The 19,750-nt window shown below is 68.2% G+C and carries 16 protein-coding genes and 1 tRNA gene; 5 read left to right on the forward strand and 12 right to left on the reverse strand.

All coding sequences use genetic code 11. The features are described from left to right. Positions 1 to 189: 189 nt before the first annotated feature. The 10 genes from A2G96_RS15660 to gloB form a co-directional block, all read right to left on the reverse strand. Positions 190 to 600 carry a RidA family protein gene (locus tag A2G96_RS15660; protein WP_062800722.1) on the reverse strand — a complete coding sequence of 137 codons (411 nt, stop codon included), beginning with the start codon at positions 598 to 600 and terminating at the stop codon, positions 190 to 192. Between the two features lie 60 nt (positions 601 to 660). Beyond that, positions 661 to 1,086: an acyl-CoA thioesterase gene (locus A2G96_RS15665; RefSeq protein WP_062800724.1), complete on the reverse strand. Its 426-nt coding sequence runs from the start codon at positions 1,084 to 1,086 to the stop codon at positions 661 to 663. Next, a complete protein-coding gene (locus A2G96_RS15670; RefSeq protein WP_062800726.1) occupies positions 1,083 to 2,780 on the reverse strand; it encodes an AMP-binding protein in 1,698 nt (565 codons plus the stop codon). Before A2G96_RS15670 ends, A2G96_RS15665 begins: the two co-directional genes overlap by 4 nt. Positions 2,781 to 2,849: 69 nt before the next feature. Continuing rightward, the gene (locus A2G96_RS15675; RefSeq protein ID WP_062800728.1) at positions 2,850 to 4,019 is read right to left on the reverse strand and encodes an acyl-CoA dehydrogenase family protein; all 1,170 of its coding nucleotides are present in this window, start codon (positions 4,017 to 4,019) and stop codon (positions 2,850 to 2,852) included. Positions 4,020 to 4,025: 6 nt separating this feature from the next. After that, positions 4,026 to 4,877: an enoyl-CoA hydratase family protein gene (locus A2G96_RS15680; RefSeq protein ID WP_062800730.1), complete on the reverse strand. Its 852-nt coding sequence runs from the start codon at positions 4,875 to 4,877 to the stop codon at positions 4,026 to 4,028. 29 nt (positions 4,878 to 4,906) lie between these two features. Further along, on the reverse strand, positions 4,907 to 5,710 hold the full coding sequence (locus tag A2G96_RS15685) for an SDR family NAD(P)-dependent oxidoreductase (RefSeq protein WP_062800732.1): 804 nt from the start codon (positions 5,708 to 5,710) through the stop codon (positions 4,907 to 4,909). Next, positions 5,707 to 8,061: a bifunctional salicylyl-CoA 5-hydroxylase/oxidoreductase gene (locus A2G96_RS15690; protein ID WP_062800735.1), complete on the reverse strand. Its 2,355-nt coding sequence runs from the start codon at positions 8,059 to 8,061 to the stop codon at positions 5,707 to 5,709. The genes A2G96_RS15685 and A2G96_RS15690 overlap by 4 nt, the downstream gene beginning before the upstream one ends. Before the next feature lie 175 nt (positions 8,062 to 8,236). Further along, on the reverse strand, positions 8,237 to 10,162 hold the full coding sequence (locus A2G96_RS15695) for a propionate--CoA ligase (RefSeq protein WP_417926432.1): 1,926 nt from the start codon (positions 10,160 to 10,162) through the stop codon (positions 8,237 to 8,239). 168 nt (positions 10,163 to 10,330) lie between these two features. Further along, positions 10,331 to 12,016 (reverse strand): transglycosylase SLT domain-containing protein, encoded by a 1,686-nt coding sequence (locus A2G96_RS15700; RefSeq protein WP_062800739.1) that lies wholly within the window; start codon positions 12,014 to 12,016, stop codon positions 10,331 to 10,333. Positions 12,017 to 12,158: 142 nt separating this feature from the next. Next, a complete protein-coding gene (gene gloB / locus A2G96_RS15705; RefSeq protein WP_062800742.1) occupies positions 12,159 to 12,959 on the reverse strand; it encodes a hydroxyacylglutathione hydrolase in 801 nt (266 codons plus the stop codon). Positions 12,960 to 12,971: 12 nt separating this feature from the next. Between gloB and A2G96_RS15710 the strand changes: the two genes are divergently transcribed. The 5 genes from A2G96_RS15710 to A2G96_RS15730 all read left to right on the forward strand — a co-directional run bounded on the left by A2G96_RS15710 (position 12,972) and on the right by A2G96_RS15730 (position 17,496). Beyond that, positions 12,972 to 13,772, forward strand: coding sequence for a class I SAM-dependent methyltransferase (locus tag A2G96_RS15710; RefSeq protein WP_062800744.1), 801 nt, complete (start codon positions 12,972 to 12,974; stop codon positions 13,770 to 13,772). A gap of 78 nt (positions 13,773 to 13,850) precedes the next feature. After that, the gene (rnhA, locus tag A2G96_RS15715; protein ID WP_018007845.1) at positions 13,851 to 14,288 is read left to right on the forward strand and encodes a ribonuclease HI; all 438 of its coding nucleotides are present in this window, start codon (positions 13,851 to 13,853) and stop codon (positions 14,286 to 14,288) included. Positions 14,289 to 14,345: 57 nt separating this feature from the next. Further along, positions 14,346 to 15,086 carry a DNA polymerase III subunit epsilon gene (dnaQ, locus tag A2G96_RS15720; protein WP_082818979.1) on the forward strand — a complete coding sequence of 247 codons (741 nt, stop codon included), beginning with the start codon at positions 14,346 to 14,348 and terminating at the stop codon, positions 15,084 to 15,086. Between the two features lie 102 nt (positions 15,087 to 15,188). After that, positions 15,189 to 15,263, forward strand: a tRNA-Val gene (locus A2G96_RS15725). 232 nt (positions 15,264 to 15,495) lie between these two features. Further along, entirely contained in the window at positions 15,496 to 17,496 is a 2,001-nt protein-coding gene (locus A2G96_RS15730) for a sensor domain-containing diguanylate cyclase (RefSeq protein ID WP_231909579.1), read from the forward strand. Positions 17,497 to 17,575: 79 nt separating this feature from the next. Here A2G96_RS15730 and A2G96_RS15735 read toward each other — a convergent pair whose 3' ends face one another. Both A2G96_RS15735 and A2G96_RS15740 read right to left on the reverse strand, forming a co-directional pair. Then, the gene (locus A2G96_RS15735) at positions 17,576 to 19,315 is read right to left on the reverse strand and encodes an ABC transporter substrate-binding protein (RefSeq protein WP_062800750.1); all 1,740 of its coding nucleotides are present in this window, start codon (positions 19,313 to 19,315) and stop codon (positions 17,576 to 17,578) included. A gap of 113 nt (positions 19,316 to 19,428) precedes the next feature. Then, positions 19,429 to 19,737 (reverse strand): DUF2160 domain-containing protein, encoded by a 309-nt coding sequence (locus A2G96_RS15740; RefSeq protein WP_062800752.1) that lies wholly within the window; start codon positions 19,735 to 19,737, stop codon positions 19,429 to 19,431. Positions 19,738 to 19,750: the final 13 nt, after the last annotated feature.

A 19,750-nucleotide genomic window follows, 5' to 3' on the forward strand; every position in this document is an offset into this window, starting at 1 on the left:
GCGGCGGAAGGTGGAAAGCGGTAGGCGCTAGGGTGAAGGGTTCTGAAAGCGAAACTTTCGAATTATATCCCGAGCCGCCCAATTTCTCAAGTTTTCAAGGACTTGCGCGCGGCAGGCGGCAATCCCGCCGCGCCGGCGGCGGCCGCGCTGCCCGTTCCCGCATGTGCGGTTGCACCTGCCGCCGGTGGATTACCGCGGCGGCGGCACCACCGCGGTGACTTCGATTTCGACCTTGGCGCGCGGCTCGACCAGGTCGGCGACTTCGACCGCCGTCATCGCCGGGAAGTGGCGGCCGATGATGGCGCGGTAATGTTCGCCGATCGCCCCATAGGCGCCGACATATTCGGCCTTGTCCTTCACATACCAGGTCATGCGCGCGATATGTTCGGGCCGCGCATCGCCGGCCGCCAGCACCGCGACCACGTTGCGCAGCGTCTGCGCCACCTGCAGGCCGAAGTCGTCGGTCTCGAATTCGCACTGGCTGTTCCAGCCGATCTGGCCGCTGATGAACAGCAGCCGGCTGCCGGCCTGCATCTCGGTCATCATGCCGTTGGCGTAGCCGCGCGGCGGCGCCCAGTCGGGCGGCTGCAGGATCTTCATGTCGTTTCCCTGTGGTTGCTTGGTATGTTGGATGGAATACGGATGGATCGAAATCCGGGTTCAGGCCGCGGCGACCAGGTAGCGCGCCATGGCCTCGCGCACGGCTTCGGGCAGCGGCTGCGGCGCGATTGCGCCGGTATCGACGCAGACCAGCCGTTGCGTCACTTCCATGCGGGTGTCGTCATGCGGGCCGGCAAAGCGGATCGCCAGCGTGAAGCTGGACTGGCCCAGCTTCAGCACGCGCAATTCGCGAGTCAGCACCTCGCCCAGCCGGCTCGGCGCCAGGAAGCGGCATTCCAGCTCGGCGGTCGGCACGCCGGCGCGGCCCTCGCCGTGCATGGCATCGAAGGGCCAGCCCAGCGCCTCGCCGAACCAGTCCTCGATCAGGTCGTTGAGCATCTCGAAGTAGCGCGGGTAGAACACGATTCCGGCGGCATCGCAGTGCTTGAAGCGCACCAGCACGGTATTGCGGAACACGTCGCTCATGGCTGCCCCTGCTGCGGCTTGCCGCCATTGCCCGCGCCCGGTCCCTGCTCCGCCATCTGGCGCAGCCGGAAGCGCTGCAGCTTGCCGGTCTCGGTGCGCGGCAGCGCCGGCACGAACTCGATGCGGCGCGGATACTTGTACGGCGCGATCTGGCGCTTGACGTGGTCCTGCAGCGCGGTGCGGGTGGCGTCGTCGGCGGCCACGCCCTCGCGCAGCACCACGTACGCCATCACCACCTGGCCGCGGCCGTCGTCGGGCGCGCCGACCACGCCGCATTCGGCCACCGCCTCGTGCTGCATCAGCGCGCTCTCCACCTCCGGCCCGGCGATGTTGTAGCCGGCCGAGATGATCATGTCGTCGGAGCGCGCCTGGTAGAAGTAATAGCCGTCCGCGTCGGCGACGAAGGTATCGCCCGGCAGGTTCCAGCCGGCCTTCACATAGTTGGCCTGGCGCGGGTCGTCCAGGTAGCGGCAGCCGGTGGGGCCCTGCACCGCGAGCTTGCCGACCTGGCCCGGCGGCAGCGGCCGCATCTCCTCGTCGACGATCTGCGCCACGTAGCCAGGCACCACCTTGCCGATCGCGCCTGGCCTGACCTCGGCGCCGGCGCTCGAGATAAAGATGTGCATCATCTCGGTGCCGCCGATGCCATCGGTCATCTCGATGCCGGTGGCGGCCTTCCAGCTCTGCCGCGTGGCGTCGGGCAGCGCCTCGCCGGCCGACACGCTGTGGCGCAGGCTGGAGATATCGAAGCGCGGCGCCAGCGTCGCCATCTGCCGGTAGAAGGTGGGCGCGGTGAAGACGATGGTGGCGCGGAAGTCGTGGATCAGCTCGAGCAGCGTTTCGGGCGTGAGTTTCTCCGCCAGCACCGTGCTGGCGCCGATGCGCAACGGGAAGCACAGCATGCCGCCCAGCCCGAAGGTAAAGGCGATCGGCGGCGTACCGCAGAAGATATCGTCAGGCGCGGAGCGCAGCACATGGCGCGGGAACAAATCGCACATGGCCAGCACGTCGCGGTGGAAATGCATGGTGCCCTTGGGCTGGCCGGTGGTGCCGCTGGTAAAGGCGATCAGGCAGACATCGTCGCTGGCGGTGTCGCAGGCGTCGAAGGTGTCCGGCTTGCCGGCCAGCGCCGCTTCCAGCGAGCCCTCGCCTGCGCCGTTGAAATGCAGCGTCTGCGCCAGGCTCGGGCAATGGCATTCGCCGCCGGCCTGCTGGTTGGCGTCGAGCTCGTCGCGCAGGCGCACATCGCACAGCGCCGCGGTCACCTGAGCCTTGTCGATGATCTGCTTGAGTTCCCTGGCGCGCAGCAGCGGCATGGTCGGCACCGCCACCAGCCCGGCCTTCAGCGTGGCCAGCCAGCTGGCCGCCATCATCAGGTTGTTGGGGCCGCGCAGCAGCACACGGTTGCCGGGGACCAGCCGCATGTCCTCGACCAGCACATGGGCGATGCGGTTCACCAGCGCGGCGAGCTGTGCATAGGTCACGGTCTCGATGCCGCCGTCGCGACCGTCGCGACGATGGCGGATGGCGATGCGCTCGCCGCGTCCTTCGCACACGTGGCGGTCGACCAGCTCCACCGCGGCATTGATGCGCTCGGGGTAGTCGGTATCGGCATTGAAACGGAACACCGGCCACTGGTCCTGCGGCGGCAGGCGGTCCCGCGCGAAGGTGTCGAGGTGGGCTGTGGTCGCCATGGCTTGTCTCCTGTCTGCTCTGTATCGGTACGGCAGTTCGCGGGTGGCGCGGGGGCGCGCGGTCCGGCCTCAGGCCTGCTGCCCGGCCAGCGTCTCGCGCGCGATGATCAGCTTCTGCACTTCGGTGGCGCCTTCATAGATCCGCAGCGAGCGGATCTCGCGGTACAGGCTTTCCACGCGCGTGCCGACCTTGACGCCAAGGCCGCCGAACATCTGCACCGCGCGGTCGATCACCTGCTGCGCGTTCTCGGTGGCGACCATCTTGGCCATGGCCGCCTCGCGCGTGGTGCGCTGCCCCTTGACATCGCGCAGCCAGGCCGCGCGGTAGGTCAGCAGCGCCGCGGCGTCGATGGCGGTGGCCATGTCGCCGATCGCGGCCTGGGTCAGCTGCAGGTCGGCCAGCACGCCGCCGAACATCGGCCGCGTGCGGGCACGCGCCAGCGCATCGTCCAGCGCGGCGCGGCCGAAGCCCAGCGCCGCCGCCGCCACCGAAGCGCGGAAGATATCGAGCGTCATCATCGCCACCTTGAAGCCCTGCCCCGCCTCGCCCAGCCGGTTGCCCACCGGCACGCGGCACTGGTCGAAGCGCAGCGTCGCCAGCGGATGCGGTGCCATCACGTCGATGCGTTCGGCAATGGTCAGGCCCGGGGTGTCGGCGTCGACCACCAGCGCGGTGATGCCGCGCGCGCCCGGGGCCTCGCCGGTGCGCACGAACACGCAGTAGAAGTCGGCGATGCCGCCGTTCGAGATCCAGGTCTTGGCGCCATCGACCACATAGTGGCTACCGTCTTCGGACAACCTGGCGCTGCATTGCATCGCGGCAACATCCGAGCCGGCATCGGGTTCCGACAGCGCGAACGCCGCGATCGCCTCGCCGCGCGCCACGCGCGGCAGGTAGCGCGCACGCAGCGCATCGCTGCCCGCCAGCGAAATCGCGCCGGAGCCCAGCCCCTGCATGGCAAAGGCGAAATCGGCCAGGCCGTCATGGCGCGCCAGCGTCTCGCGCAGCAGGCACAGCGAGCGCGAATCCAGCGCCGGCAGCGCGCCGCCATGCGCGGCCGGCACGCAGTAGCGCAGCCAGCCGGCCTCGCCCAGCTGCCGCACCAGCGCGCGGCAGGCGGCGTCGGTGTCGCTGTGGTCGACCCGCAGGTGTTGCCCGCACCATGCGTCGAGTTCGCGCTCCAGCGCGCGGTGGGTGTCGTCGAACAGCGGCAGATCGAGGTAGGTCTTGTCGGACATGGCGGCTCAGTCCCCTTCGAACACCGGCCTGGTCTTGGCGACGAAGGCCTCGTAGGCGCGGCGGAAATCGCGCGTCTGCATGCAGATCGCCTGCGCCTCGGCCTCGGCCTCGATGGCTTCGTCCAGGCCCATGTTCCATTCCTGGTGCAGCAGCTTCTTGGTCACGCCGTGGGCGAAGGTGGGGCCGGCGGCCAGTTGCGCGGCCAGCGCCTGCGCCTGCGCCAGCACTGCTTCGGACGGATGCAGCGCGTTGAAGAAGCCCCACTGCAGCCCTTCCTCCGCGCTCATCGAGCGGCCCGTGTACAGCAGCTCGCTGGCACGGCCCTGCCCGATCACGCGCGGCAGCAGCGTGCATGCGCCCATGTCGGCACCGGCCAGGCCGACGCGCGTGAACAGAAAAGCGGTCTTGGCCTGCGCCGTGCCCAGCCGCATGTCGGAAGCCAGCGCCATCATCGCGCCGGCGCCGGCGCAGATGCCGTCGACCGCGCTCACCACCGGCTGCGGGCACGCGCGCATTGCCTTGACCAGGTCGCCGGTCATGCGCGTGAAGTCGAGCAGTTCCGGCATCGACATGCGCGTCAGCGGGCCGATGATCTCGTGCACGTCGCCGCCCGAGCAATAGTTGCCACCGGCGCCGGTCACCACCACGGCCTTGATGTCGCTGGCGTAGCACAGGCCGCGGAACAGGTCGCGCAGCTCGGCGTAGGAGTCGAAGGTCAGCGGGTTCTTGCGTTCGGGCCGGTTCAGCGTCACGGTGCCGACCTTGCCGTCGGCGGACACCGACCACAGGAAATGCTGGGGCTGGTAGCCGGCGAAGCTGCGCTTGTGGTGGCGCATGTCGAGTGCGATCTCTGTCATGGGTTCTCTCGTTGTCTGCTGCAGTCAGTTCAGCCCGCCATCACTTCGCCGCCGGCGACGGGGATCGCCTGCCCGGTAATCGCCGCCGCGGACGGCTGGCACAGCCAGGCCACTGCGTCGGCCACTTCCTCGGGCTGCACCAGCCGGCGCTGCGGATTGCGCGCGGCCAGTTCGGCGCGCGCCTGTTCTTCGCTGCGGCCGGTCTTGCCGACGATATTGGCGACCGCGTCGCGCACGATGTCGGTTTCGGTATAGCCCGGGCAGACCGCGTTGACGGTCACGCCCCTGGCCGCGGTTTCCAGCGCCAGCGCGCGGGTCAGGCCGATCACGCCGTGCTTGGCCGCGCAGTAGGCGCTGACATAGCCATAGCCGATCAGCCCCGCGGTGCTGGCGACGTTGACGATGCGCCCCCAGCCCGCGTCGAGCATCGCCGGCAGCGCCGCCTGCGTGCACAGGAAGGTGCCGGTCAGGTTGACGTCGAGCATGCGCTGCCATAGCTCGGCATCGGTCTTCAGGAACGGTGCGCTGTGCGCCTGCCCGGCGTTGTTGACCAGCATCGCGACCGGGCCGGCCTGTTCCGTGGCCGCGGTAAAGGCGCGCGCCACGCTGTCGGCATCGGCAATGTCGGCCGTGACGTGCGCGACCATCGCACCCGCCGGCGCCTGCCCGCGCAGCGCCTGCACCGTCGCCTGCAGCGTGGCGGCATCGCGCCCCAGCAGCGTGACGCTGGCGCCATCGGCCAGCAGCCGCCGTGCGATCGCCGCGCCGATGCCGCGCCCGCCGCCGGTGACCAGCGCGTGCCGGCCGGCCAGTGTTGCCGTGCTGGCGCTCATGCCTGCTTCTCCTGCGCCGCGGCGCGTTCGAGATTGGTTTCCAGTTGCCGCTTGCCTGCCAGGTACTGCCTGGGCCAGGCGATGTCGCGATAGCCGATGCGCGCGGCTTCCTGCAGCGTCCACGCCGGGTTGGCCAGGTGCGGCCGTGCGATCGCGCACAGGTCGGCGCGACCGGCGGCGATGATCGAGTCGACGTGGTCCGCTTCGAAGATGGCGCCCACCGCGATGGTGGCGATGCCGGCCTCGTTGCGAATGCGGTCCGCGAACGGGGTCTGGTACATGCGGCCGTAGACCGGCGCCTGGTCAGGGCTGACCTGGCCCGACGAGCAGTCGATCATGTCGGCGCCCGCGGCCTTGAACGCACGCGCAATCTCCACCGCGTCATCGGGTGTGATGCCGCCGTCGACCCAGTCATGCGCGGAAATGCGCACCGACATCGGCTTGTCCTGCGGCCACACCGCGCGCACGGCTTCGAACACTTCCAGCGGATAGCGCAGCCGCGCGGCCAGCGAACCGCCGTATTCGTCGTCGCGCGTATTGGTCAGCGGCGAGATAAAGCTCGACAGCAGATAGCCGTGCGCGCAGTGCAGCTCGAGCCAGTCGAAGCCGGCCTCGGCCGCCCGCCGCGCGCTGGCGACGAAATCGTCGCGCACGCGGTCCATGTCGGCGCGCGTCATCTCACGCGGGGTCTGCGATTCGCCCGGCAGGTAAGGCAGCGGCGACGCCGAGATCACCGGCCAGTTGCCCTGCGGCAGCGGATGGTCCATCGCCTCCCAGCCGAGCTGGGTCGAGCCCTTGCGGCCCGCGTGGCCGATCTGCATGGCGATGCGCGCATCGCTGTTGGCGTGCACGAAATCGACGATGCGCTTCCAGGCGTCGCGCTGCGTGTCGTTCCACAGGCCCGGGCAGCCCGGCGTGATGCGGGCATCGGGCGACACGCAGGTCATCTCCGCCACCACCATGCCGGCGCCGCCGAGCGCGCGCGCGCCCAGGTGCACCAGGTGGAAGTCGCCGGGCACGCCGTCGGTGCAGGAATACATCGCCATTGGCGACACCACCACACGGTTCTTCAGCGTGACGCCGCGCAGACGGAACGGCGTGAACATCGGCGGCAGCGGCTGCTGCGCCTGCAGCTTCAGGCTGTCGGCCGGCACCCCGGCCTGCTGCGCCAGCCAGTGCTCGAACTGCGCGACATAGCCGGCATCGCGCACGCGCAGGTTTTCATGCGAGATCCGCTGCGAACGTGTCAGCAGCGAATAGGCGAACTGCTCGGGCGGCAGGCTGCCGGCATAGCGCTCGACGTTCTCGAACCACTCGGTCGAGTTGCGCGCGGCGTTCTGGATCTTCAGCACTTCCACGCCGCGCGTGGCTTCGTAGCGCGCCAGCGCATCGGGCAGGCCGTCGTGGCCGCTGCCACGGATCTCCTCGGCCAGGTCGATGGCATCCTCGAGCGCCAGCTTGGTACCCGAGCCGATCGAGAAATGCGCGGTGTGCGCGGCATCGCCCATCAGCACCACCGGCACGCGGCGGCCGTCGGGCAAGGTGTTCCAGTGCACCCATTGCCGGCAGATCACGCGCGGGAAGCGGATCCAGATCGCCGAGCCGCGCAGGTGCGCCGCGTTGCTGATCAGCTTGTTGCCGTCGAGGTAGCGCGCGAACAGCTTCTCGCAATACGCCACGCCCTCTTCCTGGCTCATCTGCTCAATGCCGGCGGCACGCCAGACCGCTTCCGGCGTCTCGACGATAAAGGTCGAGGTGTTGTCGTCGAAGCGGTAGGCATGCGCCTGGAACCAGCCGTGCTCGGTTTTTTCGAAGGCGAAGGTGAAGGCGTCGAACAGCTTGTGCGTGCCCAGCCAGACAAAGCGGCACTGGCGCGTATCGATATCCGGCCGGAAGGTGTCGGCATAGCGGGTGCGGATGCGGCTGTTCAAGCCGTCCGACGCGATCACCAGGTCAGCCTGGTATTGCATCGCCAGCGCCTGGTCGTCGGACACATCGGTCTCGAACACCAGCTTCACCCCGAGCGCTTCGCAGCGCGCCTGCAGGATGTTCAGCAGGCGCTTGCGGCCGATGCCGATAAAGCCATGCCCGCCCGAGCGGATGGTGCGCCCGCCGATATGGATGTCGATATCGTCCCAGTGGTTGAAGGCGGCGTTGATCTCGGCGGCGCTGGCCGGGTCGGCCTGCTTCAGGTTGTCCATGGTGGCGTCCGAGAACACCACGCCCCAGCCGAAGGTATCGTAGGGCCGGTTGCGCTCGACCACGATGACCTCGTTGGCCGGTTCCTGCAGCTTCATCAGCAGGCCGAAGTACAGGCCGGCGGGGCCTCCGCCAATACAAAGCACACGCATCTGTTGCCTCCTGCCGGCTGTGCCGGGCGCGCCGCATATCGCGCACGATCCCGGACTACACCGCCATCTAGATCATGATTAAATATTTTATGCTTCAAATATTAGACTGCATCACGACCGATGGCAAGGCGGCGATGCGGTATGCCGCGCGCGGCACCCCCATCGCCCTGTCCCACTAGCCCTTCAACGCGGCCTGCAACTGTTCCAGCGCGCCCGGATCTTCGATCGTCGTCAGGTCGCCCGGGTCGCGGCCCTCGGCCACGGCCTGCATCGCACGCCGCAGCAGCTTGCCGGAACGCGTCTTCGGCAGCGCATTGACGAACAACACTCGCGCCGGACGCGCCACCGCGCCCAGTTGCTGCTCGACCGTCTTCATCAGCTCGCCCTCCAGCGCCAGCCGCGCCTGCGGCGTGGCGGTGCGCGCCGGGTCGCGGGCGATGCAGAACGCCATCGCCACCTGCCCCTTGAGCGCGTCCTGCACGCCCACCACGGCCACCTCGGCCACCGCGGCGCTGGACGACAGGCTTTCCTCGATCTCGCGCGTGCCCAGCCGGTGGCCGGCGACGTTGATCACGTCGTCGGTGCGGCCCAGGATAAAGACGTAGCCGTCGGCGTCGCGCACGCCCCAGTCGAAGGTCGAATAGCACAGCCGGTTCGGCACCGCCTGCCAGTAGGTGCGCACGAAGCGGTCATCGTCGCCCCAGATCGTGCTCATGCATCCCGGCGGCAGCGGGCCGTCGATCGCGACCACGCCCTTCTGCCCGGGCGGGCATTCCGCGCCGGTGTTCTCGTCGACGATCTTCAGGTCGTAGCCGTAGGCCGGCACGCCGGGCGAGCCCAGCTTGGGCGGCAGCGCCTCGAGGCCGCGCTGGATCGCGATGATGGGCCAGCCGGATTCGGTCTGCCAGTAGTTGTCGACCACCGGCTTGCCCAGGCCGTCCTGGATCCAGCGCGCGGTCGGCTCGTCGAGCGGCTCGCCGGCCAGGAACAGCAGGCGCAGGCTCGACAGGTCGTAGCGCGTCAGCCAGGCCGGGTCCTGCTTCTTCAGCACGCGGATCGCGGTCGGGGCGCTGAACATCAGGTTGACGCGGTATTGCTCGACCAGGCGCCACAAGATGCCGCCGTCGGGCCGGATCGGCGTGCCCTCGTACATCAGCGTGGCCATGCCGGCCAGCAGCGGGCCGCAGACGATATAGCTGTGCCCCACCACCCAGCCGATATCCGACGCGGTGAACATGGTGTCGCCGGCCTTGCCGCAGAAGATGTATTCCATCGACGTGGCCAGCGCCACCGCATAGCCGCCGGTATCGCGCTGCACGCCCTTGGGCTTGCCGGTGGTGCCCGAGGTATAGAGCACATAGGACGGCTCGCTTGACTCCAGCCACACGCACGGCACCTGCACGCCGGCGACGCGCTCGCGCCACGCCGCGTAGTCTTCGTCGCGCCCTTCGGTGCGGGGCATGTCCGCCAGTTGCCGGTCGACCAGCAACACCTTCCCGGGCTGGTGCGATGAAAGCCGGATGGCCTCGTCCAGCAGCGGCTTGTACGGCACCACCTTGCCCGCGCGCGAACCGGCGTCGGCGCTGACCACCACGCGCGGCCGGGCATCCTCGATGCGCGCGGCCAGGCTGACCGAGGCAAAGCCGCCGAACACCACCGAATGGATCGCGCCGATGCGCGCGCACGCCAGCATGGCGAAGGCGGCTTCGGGGATCATCGGCATATAGATCAGCACGCGGTCGCCCCGCTGCACGCCCAGTTGCTGCAGGATCGCGGCCATGCGGCTGACCTCGTCGTGCAGCTCGGCATAGGTGTAGCTGCGGGCCTGGTCGGTCTCGGTCGAGACCCAGTGCAGCGCCGGCTGGCTGGCGCGGGCCGCCAGGTGGCGGTCGACCGCGTTGTGGCACAGGTTGGTACGCCCGCCGACGAACCAGCGCGTGAAGGGTGCGCGGCTGTTGTCGAGCACCTGGCTGAACGGGGTTTCCCAGTCGATGCGTGCCGCCTGTTCGGCCCAGAACCCCTCGGGGTCGGCCAGCGAACGGGCATGCACGGCATGGCTTGCCGTCATGTCTGTCTCCTCCGCGTCTGCGGTCGTTGTGATATGCCCGTAGTTTGCCACCGGCCCGGGCGCTCGTGGCCCCGGTTTCCGCGCGCTGTCGCACGGGGCGGCGCCGGCACATGAAAAAAGGGGCGTGCCGCCGGCATCGCCCCTTTTGCTGTCCCGGCGTCGCGCCGGCATGCATCGCGCCCGAAGTCGGCGCACCCCAAGTCAGCGTGCCTTGACGCCCTTGGCGCTGGCCTTGGTGGTGGTCTTGGCCGACACCTTGGCCACGGCCGGCGCCTTGCCGGCGCGTCGCGGCGAGGCCTCGACCACCACGCGCTGGCGCGCCTCGCCCTTGCCCTTGGCGGAGACCCGCACCACCTTGCCGGCCTTGCCGGCCTTGCCGGACGGTTCCTTGCGACTGGCCTGTGTGCTGCGCTCGGCCCGCTCGGCGCGCTCGGCCCGGTCCGCGCGTTCGGCACGGGCCGCGCGCACCGCCCCGGCGCCACGCACCGGCACCATCAGCACCAGGCTCTGCCCGGCCACCAGCTTGGTGCCGGAGAGCTTGTTCCACGACTGCACCTGCCCGGCCGAGACGCCATAGCGCCGCGCCACCGAGGTCACGGTATCGCGCCGGCCGGCGCGCACCACCACGCGGCGCGCATCAGGCAGGTCGGGCTCCATCGCCAGCATGGCGCTGTCGGCAAGCGTAGCGCTGATGTCCTGGTCATGCCGGCCCGAGCGCGGGATCATCACGGTCGAGCCCGCCTTCAGGCGCATGCCCTTGGGGATGCTGTTGATCTCGCGCAGCGTGTCGGCATCGACATTCAGCCGCGCCGCCAGCGATTCCACGCGCTCGCGGCTGTCCACCGTCACCGCGGCCCAGCTCGACAGCCCGCCGCGATAGGTGTTCAGGTTGTACTGGAAGCGCTCGGCGTTATCGAACGGCAGCAGGATCTGCGGGTTCGACGCGCCCAGGATCACCGGGCGGTTGAACGACGGGTTCAGCGCCTTGAACTCCTCCACCGACATGTCGGCCAGCTTGGCGGCCAGGTTGACGTCGATATCGCGCGAGGTGGTGACCGTGACGAAGTACGGGTGGTCCGGGATCTCGGGCAGCTTGACGCCGTACGCGGCCGGGTTGGCGATGATGTTCTTGACCGCCTGCAGCTTGGGCACGTAGTAGCGGGTCTCGTTGGGCATCGGCAGGCTGGCGTAGTCGGTCGGCAGCCCGCGCGCCTGGTTGCGCGCGATCGCGCGCGACACCGCGCCCTCGCCCCAGTTATACGCCGCCAGCGCCAGGTGCCAGTCGCCGAACATGTCGTAGAGCCGCGCCAGGTAGTCGAGCGCGGCGTCGGTCGAGGCCAGCACGTCGCGGCGCTCGTCGCGGAACATGTTCTGCTTCAGGTTGTACGACTTGCCCGTGCTCGGAATGAACTGCCACATCCCGGCCGCCTTGGCGGTGGACTGCGCCTGCGGATTGAACGCGCTCTCGACGAACGGCAGCAGCGCCAGCTCGGTCGGCATCTTGCGCTGCTCCAGCTCCTCGACGATGTGATAGAGGTAGCGGCTCGAGCGCCCGACCATCCGTTCCATGTATTCCGGCCGCTGCGCATACCACTGGGTGCGGTCGTCGACCAGCGTGCCCTCCAGGTCCGTCATGGCAAAGCCGCGCCGGATGCGGTCCCAGATATCGTTGGACGGGCCGCGCAGCCAGTCCAGGCCGCCCTGGTCGACATTGATGGTGGAAGTGGAAGAGAGCGCGGACTTGTCGCTGAGGGTGTTGAGCGGGTCCCGCTTGGCAGTCTGGGCGGTCGCGGCACCGTCGGCGCCTTCAGGCGGCGTGGGGGTGCTGGCGCACGCTGCAAGCAGCGCGGCGCACGCGACCACCGCCAGTAATCGACCAATTTTCATTAAGTTCTCAAATCGTGACGCTAAAAGGTTGCGTGATGCTAAAAAAAACCGCGTATCGCGTCAATCAGATTTTCCACATAGACAGTATCCGCCCGACCGCCGCCGTGCCTTGTGCCGCAAGGCATGGCGGGCTGGTGGCAGGTCAGCGGAAATTGTCTTTCCAGCCGCGCAGCGCACCGAACGCTTGCGCATCGCCCGTGGTGGTTCCGCCGTGCGCCGACAGCGCGGCACGCACCGCCGGTTCGCGCGAGCGCAGGAACGGGTTGACCTGGCGCTCATGCGCGATGGTGGTCGGCAGCGTCGGCCGGTCCGCGGCGCGCAGCGCCTCGACGCGTTGCTCCCACGCCTCGAGCGCGGCATTGCCGGGCTCCACCGCGCGCGCGAAGCGCACATTGCTGCGCGTGTATTCGTGCGCGCAATAGACGCGGGTGTCGCCGGGCAGCGCGGCCAGCTTGTCGAGCGACGCCAGCATCTGCGCCGGCGTGCCTTCGAACAGGCGCCCGCAGCCGCTGGCGAACAGGGTATCGCCGCAGAACACTGCCGGGCCGGCTTCGCCCAGGTCCGCAACGTAGGCGATATGGCCGGCGGTGTGGCCGGGCACGTCCAGTACGCGCAGCGTCAGCGCCGGCGCCTCGAGCGTCGCCACGTCGCCCTCGCGCAGCGCCCGGGTGCGCCCGCCGATACGCTCGCCCGCCGGCCCCAGCACCGGCAGCGCTTCGCCCGACGGCGCGCGCGGATGCGCCGCCAGCAGCTCGGCCACGCCGCCCTGGTGATCGCCGTGGTGATGGGTGATTACAATAGCGCCCAGAGCCAGACCGCTTTGCGCCAGGAAGCGCTCCACCGGCGCGGCCTCGCCAGGATCGACCACGGCGGCGCAGTGCCCGTCGTGGATGGCCCAGATATAGTTATCCTGGAACGCCGGGATCGGCTCAACCTTCAACATGCGCATGCTCCTATGTCCAATCGTCCCAATCACCCGATTGTAAGCTGGGAAGACTGGCTGGCCTCGCCGCCCGGCGAGTACATGCTGCGCTGGGAGGCGCAGCAGTACGACCGGACCGTGGCCGACATCTTCGGCTATCACGCGGTCCAGCTGGGACTGCCCTATATCGACACCCTGCGCGAGAACCGGATGCCGTTCTCGGCGCTGGCGCTGGACCCGTCCAGCGGCCCGCACGGGCCCCGCGCCGCACATCCGGACGCGCGCCAGCTGCTGTGCCGCTTCGACGAACTGCCGTTCGACACCCAGAGCCTCGACCTGGTCACCCTGCCCCACATCCTGGAGTTCGCCGAAGACCCGCACGAAGTGCTGCGCGAAGTCTCGCGGGTGCTGATGCCCGAGGGCCGCGTGGTGGTGACCTGCTTCAACCCGATGAGCCTGTGGGGCGCGCGCCAGAGCATGAACCGGCTCGGGGCCACGCCGTTCCTGCCGACCGACGCGCAGCAGATCGGCTTCGTGCGCATCAAGGACTGGCTCAAGCTGCTCGGCTTCGATATCATCCGCGGCCGCTTCGGCTGCTATTGCCCGCCGTACCGCACCGACCGCTGGCTGCAGCGCGCCGCCTTCATGGAAAAGGCCGGCGACCGCTGGTGGCCGATCTTCGGCGCGGTCTATATGATTTCGGCGATCAAGCGCGTGCGCAATATCCGCCTGGTCGGACCCGCGTGGAAGACCAAGCCGGCGCTGGCGCCGGTGTCGGCCCCGGTGGCCACGCCCACCGGCACCCACGGCAAGACCCCGGGCAAGCAACGCTGACGCGGTGCGGCCGCGCGCGCCCTGCCCTATCGGCTTTCAATGCGCCGCCCGACCCGCGGGCGGCCACCACGGAATCACATGCAAGAAGTCACGATCTACTCCGACGGCGCCTGCAAGGGCAATCCCGGCCGCGGCGGCTGGGGCGCAGTGCTGGTCGCCGGCACCAGCGAGAAAGAGCTGTTCGGCGGCGAGCCGAACACCACCAACAACCGCATGGAAATGACCGCGGTGATCGAAGCGCTGCGCGCGCTCAAGCGGCCCTGCGTGGTGCGCGTCTATACCGATTCCCAGTACGTGCAGAAAGGCATCAGCGAATGGCTGCCCGGCTGGAAGGCGCGCGGCTGGAAGACCGCCGACAAGAAGCCGGTCAAGAATGCCGACCTGTGGCAGGCGCTGGACACCCTGGCGCAGCCGCACCAGATCTCCTGGCACTGGGTGCGCGGCCACAACGGCCACCCCGGCAACGAGCGCGCCGACGCGCTCGCCAACCGCGGCGTCGAATCGATCGGCCGCTGACCGCAACCTGCAGCACCACCAACAACAAGCGCGGAACGCCCGCCCCGCTCCGCTAGAATGCCCGCCATGCGACAAATCGTTCTCGATACCGAAACCACCGGCCTGAATGCCGCCACTGGCGACCGCCTGATCGAAATCGGCTGCGTCGAGCTGATGAACCGCCGCCTGACGGGACGCCACCTGCACTTCTACGTCAACCCCGAGCGCGATATCGACGAGGGCGCGATCGCGGTGCACGGCATCACCGTCGAGTTCCTGGCCGACAAGCCGCGCTTCGCCGAGGTCGTCCACGACATCCGCGAGTTCGTGCAGGACGCCGAGCTGATCATCCACAACGCGCAGTTCGACCTGGGCTTCCTCGACATGGAATTCCAGCTGCTGGGCCTGCCGCCGTTCCGCCAGCATGTCGGCAACGTGATCGATACCTTGCGCGAAGCCCGCCAGATGTTCCCGGGCAAGCGCAACTCGCTGGATGCGCTGTGCGAGCGCCTCGGCATCAGCAATGCCCACCGCACGCTGCACGGCGCACTGCTGGACGCCGAACTGCTGGCCGAGGTCTACCTGGCGATGACGCGCGGCCAGGATTCGCTGGTGATCGACACGCTCGACAGCGGCACCGGCCAGGGCGGCGTGGTCACCGCCGCCGACCTGTCCACGCTGGCCTTGCCGGTGCTGCGCGCCACGGCCGAGGAACAGCAAGCCCACCTGGCCCTGCTGAAGGGACTGGACAAGGCCAGCGGCGGCAAGACGGTCTGGCAGGACGATCCTGCCGAAGCCCCGGGGACGCTGGCCGCGTAAGAAAATTCAAAAAAGGGCTTTACAAGATACAGGAACCTCTGCATAATCTCATTTCTCTGCTGCACGACGGCAACGATACAACGCCAACGACGGCGCAGACAGGGGTGGTTAGCTCAGCGGTAGAGCACTGCCTTCACACGGCAGGGGTCACAGGTTCAATCCCTGTACCACCCACCAGTTTCAAAAAGCCAGCCTCGCGCTGGCTTTTTTCATTTCCGCATTAATTCCCCGCCCTTTCCGAAAGCGCCCCACTTTGCCGCAATTGCACCCTGTTGCTGTTGCAAACAGTTTCGAAATGCCGCTTGACTTCTGCTAATCTACTTTTCACATCACCAAGCTGGCGATTCCACTCGCGAGCGGGTCGATGGACGGGAACACCGGGTCAGTGCGCACAAGAAAGAAGTCAATCATGCAGCACTCTTTGAAGTATCGGATGGCGTTGGCCACGGCGGGGGTGGTGACGCTGATCATCGTGCTGCGCGCGCTCTACGCCCAGTACTACGCCTATGACAGCCTGAAGAACCTGCTGCAGGCGCAGCAGGACACGCTGGTCGAGATGGTCGCCGAGCAGCTCGATGAAAAGCTGCAGGGCCGCGCCGCCGTGCTGCACCGGGTGGCACGCCAGTTCTCCGCGCTCCAGGGCGCCAAACCGGCCGATTTGCGCAGGGCGGCGCAAGGGCTGGTGGAAATTCCCGAAACCTTCAATGCCGTGTTCCTGGCGTCGCCCGATGGCGAACTGACGTTCAGCACCGCCGTGCCGGATGGCGTGCGCCTGCGCGTCAACGACCGCGACTATTTCCGCGATGTCCTGCGCGGCCAGTCGTTCGCGGTGTCGGACCTGATCCAGGGCAGGCAGACCGATGCACCGGGCGTGGTGCTGGCGGTGCCGATGCTGGGGCCCGCCGGCGAACTGCGCGGCGTGGTCGGCGGTGTGCTGAACCTGGCGGACAGCAACTTCCTGCGCGAGCTGTCGCACAGCCGGGTGGGCACCACCGGCAGCTTCTGCCTGGTGTCCGCCGGCCCCAACCCCCGCTATGCGATGCATCCCGACATCTCGCGCGTGCTGGCGCCGGCGCGCGCCATCGGCGAAGCCTGCGGCGCCGAGCAGCCGCCCGCGCTGCTGGAAAGCCTGACGCCGACCCAGCCGATCGTCGCACGCTACCTGCTGGCCGCCAACGGCTGGGAGGTGGTGGCGGTGCTGCCCGCGGCCGAGGCCTATGCGCCGCTGCTCAAGGTGCGCAAGCGGACTCTGGTGATGGGGGCGATCACCATGGTGATCGCGGCCGGGCTGATGTGGCTGGTGATGTGGCGGCTGCTGGCGCCGCTGCAGCGGCTGCACCGCGCGGTGCGCCGGCTCGGCACCGACCCGGCAGCGGTGGCGGACCTGCCGGTCGGCCGTGCCGACGAGATCGGCGAACTGGCGTCGAGCTTTGCCGAGGTGGTGGCCCGGCTGTCGGAGCGCGAGGCCGCGCTGCAGGCCGCCAAGGACCGTGCCGCCGCCAGCGAGAAGCGCATCGAGGCGATTGCCAACCATGTGCCGGACTTTATCTCGTTCATCGACATGCAGCAGCGCTACGTCTTCGTCAACGAGGCGTATGCACGGCGCTACGGCGTGCCGGCGCAGCAGATCGTGGGGCTATCGCTGCGCGAACTGTGGGGCACGCAGGAATACCTGGCCTGCCAGCCATACCTGCAGCAAGCCGGCTCCGGCCAGGCCGTGACCTTTACCCGCGAAAGCGCGGACGGCACCGAATGCATCGAGATCACCTGCCAGCCGGCGTGGAACGATGCCCAGGACACCGTGGTCGGTCTGCACATGTTCGGGCGCAACGTCACGCACGAGCGCGAGAAACTGCGCAGCCTGGAAGCACAAACCGTGTCCGACTACCTGACCGGCCTGCTCAACCGCAAGGGCTTCGACCGGCGCCTGGCCGAAGCCATGGCACGCACCGGCACCAGCGCGTGCCCGCTGGCGCTGCTGCTGGTCGACCTGGACGACTTCAAGGCGGTCAACGACACCCACGGCCACCCGATCGGCGACCAGCTGCTGGTGGCGTTCGCGCAGCGCCTGCGCGCCTGCGTACGAAAGGGCGATGCGGTCGCACGCATCGGTGGCGACGAGTTCGCGGTGATCCTTGACGGCATTGCCGACCGCCATGCCATGGCGTCGGTGGCCAACACCATCGTGCAGGCCGCGCGCATGCCGTTCGTGATCGATGGCCACACGCTGGCGGCATCGGCCAGCGTCGGCGCAGCGCTGCGCGATGCAAGGCACGCCATGACCGTGAGCGAGCTGTTCCTGCACGCCGACATGGCGCTGTATGAAGCCAAGCGGCATGGCAAGGCGCGCTATGCCGCGCAGTCGGCCGATACGGCAGAGCCGGCGGGGCTGGCGTCGCAGGAAGGCTAGCGCCGACGGAATGAATGCGGGGGGTTGCTCCCTCTCCCGCAAGCGGGAGAAGGAGCACCCAATGGGTCATTCAGCCCGCTCACCGCACCTGCCCTTCCTTCCACGCCTGCAGCAGCTTGTCGTACGGAATGGTCTCGCCCTTCGGTTTCTCGTTGGCGAGCTTCTTCCATGGCGCGTGGTCGCTGGACAGCCACTTGCCCGGATCGCCCTTCGCGTTCAGCTTGGGCGCGCAGTGGCTCATGCCGGCGCGCTGCAGCCGCGCCATGACCTGGTCCATCTCTTCGGCGAGGGTGTCCATCGCGGCTTGCGGCGTCTTCTCGCCGGTCACCGCGGTGGCCACGTTCTTCCACCACAGCTGGGCCAGCTTCGGATAATCCGGCACGTTGGTGCCGGTCGGGGTCCACGCCACGCGCGCGGGGCTGCGGTAGAACTCGACCAGGCCGCCATACTTGGCCGCGTTCTTGGTCAGGTAGTCGTGATGGATGTCGCTGTCCCGGATAAAGGTGAGCCCGGTCAGCGACTTTTTCAGCGATACCGTCTTCGAGGTCACGAACTGTGCGTACAGCCAGGCGCCGGCCAGCTTGTTGGGGTCGGTGTTCTTGAAGAAGGTCCACGAGCCCACGTCCTGGTAGCCGTTCTGCATGCCCTGCTTCCAGTACGGGCCATACGGCGACGGCGCCATGCGCCACTTGGGCGAGCCGTCGGCGTTGACGACCGGCAGCCCCTTCTTGGTCATGTCGGCGGTAAAGGCCGTGTACCAGAAGATCTGCTGCGCCACCTGGCCCTGCGCCGGCACCGGGCCGGCCTCGGAGAAAGTCATGCCCATCGCCTGCGGCGGGGCGTACTTCTTCATCCAGTCGATGTACTTGGTCAGCGCATAGACCGCCGCCGGGCTGTTGGTGGCGCCGCCGCGCGCCACCGAGGCGCCGACCGGCGTGCACTTGTCCTCGGCCACGCGGATGCCCCACTCGTCCACCGGCATGCCGTTGGGCAGGCCCTTGTCGGCGGTGCCGGCCATCGACAGCCAGGCGTCGGTGAAGCGCCAGCCCAGCGAGGGGTCCTTCTTGCCGTAGTCCATATGGCCGTAGACCTTCTTGCCGTCGATTTCCTTGACGTCGTTGGTGAAGAAGTTGGCGATGTCCTCATAGGCGGACCAGTTGGTCGGCACGCCCAGGTCGTAGCCGTACTTGGCCTTGAACTTGTCCTGCAGGTCCTTGCGCGCGAACCAGTCGGCGCGGAACCAGTACAGGTTGGCGAACTGCTGGTCGGGCAGCTGGTACAGCTTGCCGTCCGGCGCGGTGGTGAACTTGGTGCCGATGAAGTCCTTCACATCCAGCCCGGGATTGGTCCATTCCTTGCCGGCGCCGTTCATGTAGTCGGTCAGCGGCAGGATCGAGCCGTAGCGGTAGTGCGTGCCGATCAGGTCGGAGTCGGAGATCCAGCCGTCGTAGATCGACTTGCCGGACTGCATCGAGGTCTGCAGCTTCTCGACCACATCGCCTTCCTGGATCAGGTCGTGGTTGACCTTGATGCCGGTGATTTCCTCGAACGCCTTGGCCAGGGTCTTGGATTCGTACTCGTGCGTGGTGATGGTCTCCGACACCACGTTGATCTGCGTGACGCCCTTGGCCTTCAGTTTGGCGGCGGCGTCGATGAACCACTTCATTTCGGCGGCCTGCTTGTCCTTGGACAGCGACGAAGGCTGGAACTCGTTGTCGATCCACTTCTTCGCTTCCGCTTCGCCGGCCCAGGCGGAACCGCAAGCCAGCGCGGCCGCGCAGGCAAGAGCTGACATCCCCAACGTCACGTGCATTTTCATCGGTGTCTCCTCAAGAATCCCCTGCCCCGGTTCTGGTCTGGGTGGCGGCCCCGGGGTGGGGAGAAGCCGCGTTTCCCGCTATTGCTTGTGGGTCCTTGCCGCCCGGCGCGGCGCTAGCCCTTGCGCAGGATCAGCGCCAGCACCAGCATCGACGCCACGAAGCTGATCCACACCGACGGCTCTTCCGGCAGCGCCAGCCAGGCGGCGACCTTATCGCCCAGCCCGACCCACGCCAGGTTGATCCACGCCGCGCACATCAGCCCGATGAAGAGCCGGTCGCCGCGGGTGGTGGCGATCGGCAGGAAACCCTTGCGCAACACCGACGGCGAGCGGATCTCGAGGATCGTCATGCCGATCAGCATCACCACGATGCAGCCAAAGAACACCGCCACCGGTGTGGTCCATACCATCCAGCTCAGCATTGGCGCCGTCTCC

It is taken from the genome of Cupriavidus nantongensis, assembly GCF_001598055.1.
Classification (GTDB): Bacteria; Pseudomonadota; Gammaproteobacteria; order Burkholderiales; family Burkholderiaceae; genus Cupriavidus; species Cupriavidus nantongensis.